General features: G+C 70.3%; 6 protein-coding genes. 5 read left to right on the top strand and 1 reads right to left on the bottom strand.

All coding sequences use genetic code 11. The features are described from left to right. Window positions 1–122 precede the first annotated feature (122 nt). Window positions 123–767: an NADAR family protein gene (locus tag SSBG_RS06315; protein WP_008745376.1), complete on the bottom strand. Its 645-nt coding sequence runs from the start codon at window positions 765–767 to the stop codon at window positions 123–125. Between the two features lie 200 nt (window positions 768–967). Here SSBG_RS06315 and SSBG_RS06310 point away from each other — a divergent pair, with 200 nt between their 5' ends. From SSBG_RS06310 to SSBG_RS06290, 5 genes are all read left to right on the top strand, one after another. After that, complete coding sequence (locus tag SSBG_RS06310) at window positions 968–2,482, top strand: gamma-aminobutyraldehyde dehydrogenase (protein ID WP_008745375.1); 1,515 nt, start codon at window positions 968–970, stop codon at window positions 2,480–2,482. A 58-nt stretch (window positions 2,483–2,540) separates the two neighbouring features. Beyond that, window positions 2,541–3,815, top strand: coding sequence for a polyamine ABC transporter substrate-binding protein (locus SSBG_RS06305; RefSeq protein WP_008745374.1), 1,275 nt, complete (start codon window positions 2,541–2,543; stop codon window positions 3,813–3,815). A gap of 424 nt (window positions 3,816–4,239) precedes the next feature. Beyond that, complete coding sequence (locus SSBG_RS06300) at window positions 4,240–5,433, top strand: ABC transporter ATP-binding protein (RefSeq protein ID WP_008745373.1); 1,194 nt, start codon at window positions 4,240–4,242, stop codon at window positions 5,431–5,433. After that, the gene (locus SSBG_RS06295) at window positions 5,430–6,389 is read left to right on the top strand and encodes an ABC transporter permease (RefSeq protein WP_008745372.1); all 960 of its coding nucleotides are present in this window, start codon (window positions 5,430–5,432) and stop codon (window positions 6,387–6,389) included. The genes SSBG_RS06300 and SSBG_RS06295 overlap by 4 nt, the downstream gene beginning before the upstream one ends. Continuing rightward, window positions 6,389–7,303 (top strand): ABC transporter permease, encoded by a 915-nt coding sequence (locus tag SSBG_RS06290; RefSeq protein WP_008745371.1) that lies wholly within the window; start codon window positions 6,389–6,391, stop codon window positions 7,301–7,303. The genes SSBG_RS06295 and SSBG_RS06290 overlap by 1 nt, the downstream gene beginning before the upstream one ends. The last annotated feature ends 174 nt before the right edge of the window (window positions 7,304–7,477 follow it).

The raw sequence follows: 7,477 nt of genomic DNA, 5'->3' as shown, positions 1-7,477 counted from the left end.
CGTGCCCTTGCCGTCCCACCCCGGCGCTAACCCCGTCGCGCCACGCCGCACTCCCGCCCCCCGTCAGGCCCGCGCCACGCCGCCTCGACCTCGCCGCGATGCCCCCGGCTCTCGCCCCGCCCCTACGCCTCCCCGCGCAAGATGTCGCGCGCCGCCATGAGGGCGAAGCCGAGGAGGTTCTGCCCTCGCCACTTCGCCGGTTCCGAAGCGGCCGGGTTGTCGGCGGCGAGGCCGATACCCCAGATCCGGTCGAGGGGGCTGGCCTCCACGAGCACGCGGTCGCCCGTGCCGAGGAGGAAAGCGGTGAGGCCGGGATCGGCTGAGAACTTGTGAACGCTGCCCTCGACAACGATGCGGAAGCGTTCGCGTTCCCACGTCGCGTCATCGAAGCCCCGGACGAGGCGGCCTGCCGCCTTCGCCTGGGCCGGACCGCGCGCCGTAAACGCCGCGTTCTCCGCCGCCGTGTCGCCGAAGAGCCGCGCCTTGCGCGCCATCATCCAGTGCTCCGCGGTGGCGTACGTCGCGTCGCCGACCGTGAACGGCGCGGGCCACCACTGGCTCAGACACCCCTTGTCGACGCCCCGGCCACGCGACGTGTGCCCCCAGAAGTGGACGAACTTGACGCGACGTCTCACCGCTGCGGGGTCCCCCGCGCCGCGTTCCGCACGTGACGCGTCGGCGGCGTTCGCGCGATCCGCCACCGGCAGCACCGTGCCGCGCGCCCGGTCGAGCAACGCCGCGTAGTCCCTGGTCAACTCCTGTTCCATGGGCGCGAGTCTCGCAGGCGAGCTCGCGAAGCCGGGCGGATTTTCGCTCCGGACTCGACAGGATGCCGACAGATTTCGTTGTGTAACCAAAAGGCAACAACGGAATCACTTGTTGAAGTGATTCACCTCTGTCAGGATCGGCAATCACATCGAGCCGGAGCTACGGTGTCCGCAACCTCGCGGGGCCGGGGGAGAGCGACATGAGCAACCGCTTCCAGCCGCAGGACCGTTTCGCCGCGGGTGCCCAGTACATCGATGGCGGCCTCGTTCCGGGAACGTCGGGCAACTCGCAGGACGTCGTGGACCCGGCGAGCGGGCGGACGGTGTTCACGTACGAACTCGCGGGACCCGCCGACGTGAACGCCGCCGTGGCTGCCGCGCGCGACGCCTTCCCCGCGTGGTCCGGCGCCACCCCGGGGGAGCGCTCGGACGCGTTGCACCGATTCGCGGGGGTGCTCGCCGAACGCGCCGAGGAGTTGGCCCAGGCGGAGTCCCTCCAGTGCGGCAAACCGATCAGGCTCAGCCGCGAGTTCGACGTGCCGGGCACGCTCGACAACACCTCCTTCTTCGCCGGCGCCGCGCGGCATCTCGACGGGCGTGCCGCCGCCGAGTACAGCGGCGACCACACCTCGTACGTACGGCGGGAGGCGATCGGGGTCGTCGGTTCCATCGCGCCGTGGAACTATCCGCTCCAGATGGCCGCCTGGAAGATCCTCCCCGCCGTCGCCGCGGGGAACACGATCGTGCTCAAGCCCTCCGAGCTGACTCCCTTCACCTCGCTTCTCTTCGCTGAGGCCGCGACAGCGGCGGGCATCCCCGACGGCGTCGTCAACATCGTCAGCGGCGCGGGCCACGGCGCGGGCGAACGCCTCGTCACGCATCCCGACGTCGCGATGACGTCGTTCACCGGATCGACGGCGGTCGGCGAGCGCGTCGCGGGACTCGCGAGCGGCGGTGCCCGTCGCCTCCACCTCGAACTGGGCGGCAAGGCTCCCTTCGTGGTCTTCGACGACGCGGACCTCGACGCCGCCGTCCACGGCGCGGTCGCCGCCTCGCTCATCAACGCCGGGCAGGACTGCACCGCGGCGACACGCGCCTACGTGCAGCGCCCCGTCCACGCGCGCTTCGTGCGCGACGTCGCGGCGCTCATGGAGACCGTCCGCATCGGCGACCCCTTCGACCCCGCGACCGATCTGGGGCCGCTCGTCAGCCACGCGCACCGTGACCGGGTCGCCGGCTTCGTGGACCGCGCCCGCGCGACGTCGCGCGTCGTGACCGGCGGCGCGCGGCCCGGCGGCGTGCTCGGGGACGGCGCCTACTACCGCCCCACACTGCTCGCCGACGTCGCGCAGGACAGCGAGATCGTGCGCTCCGAGATCTTCGGGCCCGTCCTCGTCGTGCTGCCCTTCGACACCGACGACGAGGCGCTGCGGCTCGCCAACGACTCGCCCTACGGGCTCGCCGCCTCCGCCTGGACGCGCGACACGTACCGGGCGCAGCGTGCCACGCGCGACATCAAGGCCGGCTGCGTGTGGATCAACGACCACGTCCCGATCGTCAGCGAGATGCCCCACGGCGGCTACAAGGCGTCGGGCTACGGCAAGGACATGTCCGTGTACTCCTTCGAGGAGTACACCCGGATCAAGCACGTCATGTTCGACAACACCGCCATGGCCAGAAAGGACTGGCACCGCACCGTCTTCGGGGACCGGTAGCGCACCGGCCGGTACCACGGCATCTCATCGAGCAGGCTCACCCGGAAGGGCACAGCGCATGGAACAGTTCGATTCGGATCGTCCGCCACCGGCCACGGGGCGTCCCCTCCCGCGCTCGGCCCCACGCGGCTGGACGGGGCGTCACCACGCGACGTCGCGGGCGCCGGGGCGACGCGACGTGCTGCGCGCCGTCGGCGGCGGCGCGCTCGCCGCAGGCGGCCTCGCGGGACTCAGCGCCTGCGGCATCCCCGCCGCGGCGAAGACGGGCGAGGACGCGGTCACCTCCGAGGACCACTCCCGGCGCGAGAAGAACGTCAACTTCTCCAACTGGACCGAATACATCGACGTGAGCGACGACAACCGGCACCGCCCCTCCCTGGAAGCCTTCGCGAAGCGCACCGGTATCAAGGTCAAATACACCGAGGACATCAACGACAACGTCGAATTCTTCGGCAAGATCAAGCCGCAACTCGCCGCCGGCCAGGACACCGGCCGCGACCTGATCTGCGTCACCGACTGGCTCGCCGCGCGGCTCATACGCTTCGGCTGGGTGCAGAAACTCGATCCCGCCCACCTTCCGCACGCCTACGCCAACCTCGCGCCGCAGTTCCGCAGCCCCGACTGGGACCCGGGCCGCTCGTACTCGTACCCGTGGGCGGGCATCTCGACGTTCATTGCCCACAACCGCAAAGCCACTGGAGGCCGCGAGGTCACCTCCGTGTCCCAGCTCCTCGACGACCCCGCGCTCAAGGGCAAGGTGGGGTTGCTCTCGGAGATGCGCGACACCATCGGGATGGTGCTGCTCGACATGGGCAAGGACCCGGCGCGGGTGACGGCCGACGAGTACGACGCGGCGATAGCGCGTGTCCAGAAGGCCGTCGACCGCAAGCAGGTGCGCCGTTTCACCGGCAACGACTACATCGCCGACCTGAGCAAGGGCGACCTCGCGGCGTGTCTCGCCTGGGCGGGCGACGTGGTCCAGCTCCAGGCCGACAACCCCGACGTGCGCTACGTCATCCCTGAGTCCGGTTATATGACTTCGACCGACAACCTCATGGTGCCCAACAAAGCGCGCCACAAGGCCAACGCCGAGAAACTCATCGACTATTACTACGAACCGCCTGTCGCCGCGCGACTCGCCGCCTGGATCAACTACGTCTGCCCGGTCGACGGTGTCAAACCGGCGCTGGCGAAGATCGACAAGGACGCGGCCGAAAACCCGCTCATCGTTCCCGACCGCGCCATGGCGGCCAAGTCCCATGCCTTCCGTTCGCTCGGCACGAAGGAGGAGACCGCTTATGAGAAGAAGTTCGCTTCCCTGACGGACGGCTGACGCGCGGACTGCCGCGACGTAGTGGCAGACGTGCTGCGGTGACGAGACGGCGGCTGACGGTGTACGGCGCCGCGCTGCGGCACGACGCGGCGGGCACACGTCGCGCGACGCGGGCACGCCGCGTCGGGCGGAGGGTGCGGGGCGACGCGGCGGCGTATGTCGCTACGTCGCGCGAGGGCGTCGCGGGTCGTCGCGACACGCACGCGACGTCACGCCGCCCCCAGGCGCGACGTCGCCCCACCTACGCGCGTGACACCAAGCCCGCGCCCCGTCGCGCCGCGACCGCGCCCCGACGCGACGTACCAAGCGCGACGTCGCGCCCCTCCACCTCCCGATCCGCGCCACGCCACGCACCCCCGGCACCATCCCCCCGCGCCCCCGCACCGTTCCCACCACCGGCACCTCCACCACCTGGACGCAGCCCATGACGACCACCACGCCATCCACCGACCAGACGGCCCCGACCGATCGTGGCGGCGCCCTGCGCCTCGAAGGGATCGGGAAGACCTACGGGAGCTTCACGGCGGTGCACCCGCTGGACCTGACCGTTCCGCAGGGGGCCTTCTTCGCCTTGCTCGGCGCCTCCGGCTGCGGCAAGACCACGACGTTGCGCATGATCGCCGGCCTGGAGGTGCCGACCTCCGGATCGGTGTGTCTCGGCGACGAGGACGTGACCGCGCTGCCGCCGTACCGCCGCCCCGTCAACACGGTCTTCCAGAGCTACGCGCTCTTCCCGCACATCGACATCCACGAGAACGTCGCGTTCGGCCTGCGACGACGCGGCGTCAAGTCCGTGCGGAAGCAGGTCGCCGACATGCTCGACCTGGTCCAGCTCGGCGACTACGCGCGCCGCAGACCGCACCAGCTCTCCGGCGGTCAGCAGCAGCGAGTCGCCGTCGCCCGCGCCCTCATCAACCGTCCCAAGGTGCTCCTCCTCGACGAGCCCCTCGGCGCCCTCGACCTCAAGCTGCGCCGGCAGATGCAGCGGGAACTCAAGCGCATCCAGACGGAGGTCGGCATCACGTTCGTGCACGTGACGCACGACCAGGAGGAGGCCATGACGATGGCGGACACCGTCGCGGTCATGAACGCAGGCACCGTCGAGCAGCTCGGCGCACCCGAGGACCTCTACGAGACGCCGCGCAGCACGTTCGTGGCGAACTTCCTCGGCACCTCGAACCTCCTCCCCGGAACGGTGGACGCCGCGACGTCCGGCGGCGACGTCGCGCTGACGTCGCGCGGGACACGGCTCGTCGTGTCCGCCGCCCGCTGCGCCGTTCCGCCGCGCGCGGGCGGTGCGCTGCTGCTCGGAGTGCGCCCCGAGAAAGTGACCCTCGTCCCCGTCGAGGACGAGGCGCGGATAGCCGACGGGCGCAACCGCGTCCGGGGCCGCATCGCCGACTCCAGCTTCATCGGGGCCTCGACGCAGTACGTGCTCGACACCCCCGGCCGCGGACGCTTCGAGGTGTACGCGCAGAACATCGAGCGTGACCCGCGCCTGACACCGGGCGCCGAGGTCGTCGCGCACTGGAACCCCGCGCACGGTTTCGGGCTCGACGCGGAGCAGGACATCGACGCGGGCGTCGCGACGGCGGGCGACGAGGGGGACGCCGCGTGAGCGCCGGCGAAGCGCCGCTCGCGCCGCCGCCCGGCGCGCCGGGGACGCGCGACGTCGCGCGGACGGCCGCGCCGCGGCGTCGCGGCGTCCGGGTGCGCGGCCGCCTCGTACCGTACTGGCTGCTGCTGCCCGGGATGCTGTGGCTGCTCGTCTTCTTCGCCCTGCCGATGGTCTACCAGGCGTCCACGTCGGTGCAGACGGGGTCCCTGGAGGACGGCTTCCGGGTGACGTGGCACTTCGCGACGTACTGGGACGTCTTCAGCGAGTACTGGCCGCAGTTCGTGCGCTCCCTCGCCTACGGGGCCGTCGCGACGCTTCTGTGCCTGGCGCTCGGCTACCCCCTCGCGTACCTCATCGCCTTCCGCGCGGGGCGCTGGCGCAACCTGGTGCTCGTTCTCGTGATCGCGCCGTTCTTCACCAGCTTCCTCATCCGCACGCTCGCGTGGAAGACGATCCTTGCCGACGACGGTCTCGTCGTGGACGTGCTCAACACGCTGCACCTCCTGGACGTCACGAGCGCGCTCGGCATCACCGAGGGGGAACGCGTTCTCGCCACGCCGCTCGCTGTCGTCTGCGGGCTCACGTACAACTTCCTGCCGTTCATGATCTTGCCGCTCTACACGTCCCTGGAGCGCATCGATCCGCAGCTCCACGAGGCGTCGGGAGACCTGTACGCCGCGCCGTTCACGACCTTCCACAAGGTGACCTTCCCGCTCTCGCTTCCCGGCGTCGTCTCGGGGACGCTGCTCACGTTCATCCCCGCCACCGGCGACTACGTCAATGCCGATCTTCTCGGATCGACCGATACACGGATGATCGGAAACGTCATTCAGACGCTTTTCCTCCGTGTTCTCGACTACCCGGCGGCGGCTGCCCTTTCCTTCATCCTCATGGCGGCCATCCTCGCCGCCGTCACGGTCTACCTGCGCAAGTCGGGCACGGAGGATCTGATCTGATGAGCAACCGCTTCTCCGCGTCGCGCGACATCGCGCCGCAAGCGTCGCGCAGGCCTCGTGCGCGCCGTACGTCGCGTGACGCCGCCTCCGTCCCGGGTGCGCGCAAGCCCGGGCGGCTGCCACGCGCCGTGCGCCGCAATCTCGTCGTCATCGCAGGCATCTGCACGCTCGCGTACATGATCCTTCCGAATGTCGTCGTGATGATCTTCTCGTTCAATAAACCGAACGGACGATTCAATTACGAGTGGCAGCGCTTCTCGACCGATGCCTGGACCGACCCCTGCGGCGTGGCCGACCTGTGCGGCTCGCTCTCGCTCAGCCTCCGGATCGCGGCCTGGGCGACGCTCGGCGCGACGGTGCTCGGCACGATGGTCGCCTTCGCGCTCGTGCGCTACCGCTTCCGGGCGCGCGGCGCGGTCAACTCGCTGATCTTCCTGCCCATGGCGATGCCCGAGGTCGTCATGGCCGCGTCCTTGATGACGCTTTTCCTCAACATGGGCGTCCGGTTCGGATTCTGGACGATCCTGATCGCGCACGTCATGTTCTGCCTGAGCTTCGTCGTGACCGCGGTCAAGGCGCGCGTCATGTCCATGGACCCGCACCTGGAACAGGCCGCGCACGACCTCTACGCCGGGCCCGTCCAGACCTTCCTGCGCGTCACGCTGCCCATCGCCGCACCGGGCATCGCCGCCGGGGCGCTGCTCGCCTTCGCGCTCTCCTTCGACGACTTCATCATCACCAACTTCAACTCCGGTTCCACCGTGACCTTGATGATCTACGTGTGGGGCTCGGCGCAACGCGGCACCCCCGTACAGATCAACGTCATCGGTACCGGCATGTTTCTCGTCGCCCTCCTCGTCGTCCTGGCCGCGATGCTTCTCGGCGGCCGGCGCAAGCGACAGCGGGGAGGCTGAGCCGGCGGGGCGGGACGTGTGGCGTCACAAGGCGTGTCGTGATGGGCGCGGCGTCAGGCGTGGTGTCGTGGCGCGCGCGACGTCGCGTACGGGGCGCGCCGCGTGGTCCGCGACGTCGCGTCGCACGGGGCGCGGCGTCCGCGCGACGTGGAGGGGCGCGGGGCTACGTCGCGG

It is taken from the genome of Streptomyces sp. SPB074 (assembly GCF_000154905.1).
GTDB lineage: Bacteria > Actinomycetota > Actinomycetes > Streptomycetales > Streptomycetaceae > Streptomyces.
This window is presented reverse-complemented; position numbering and strand designations above follow the sequence as displayed.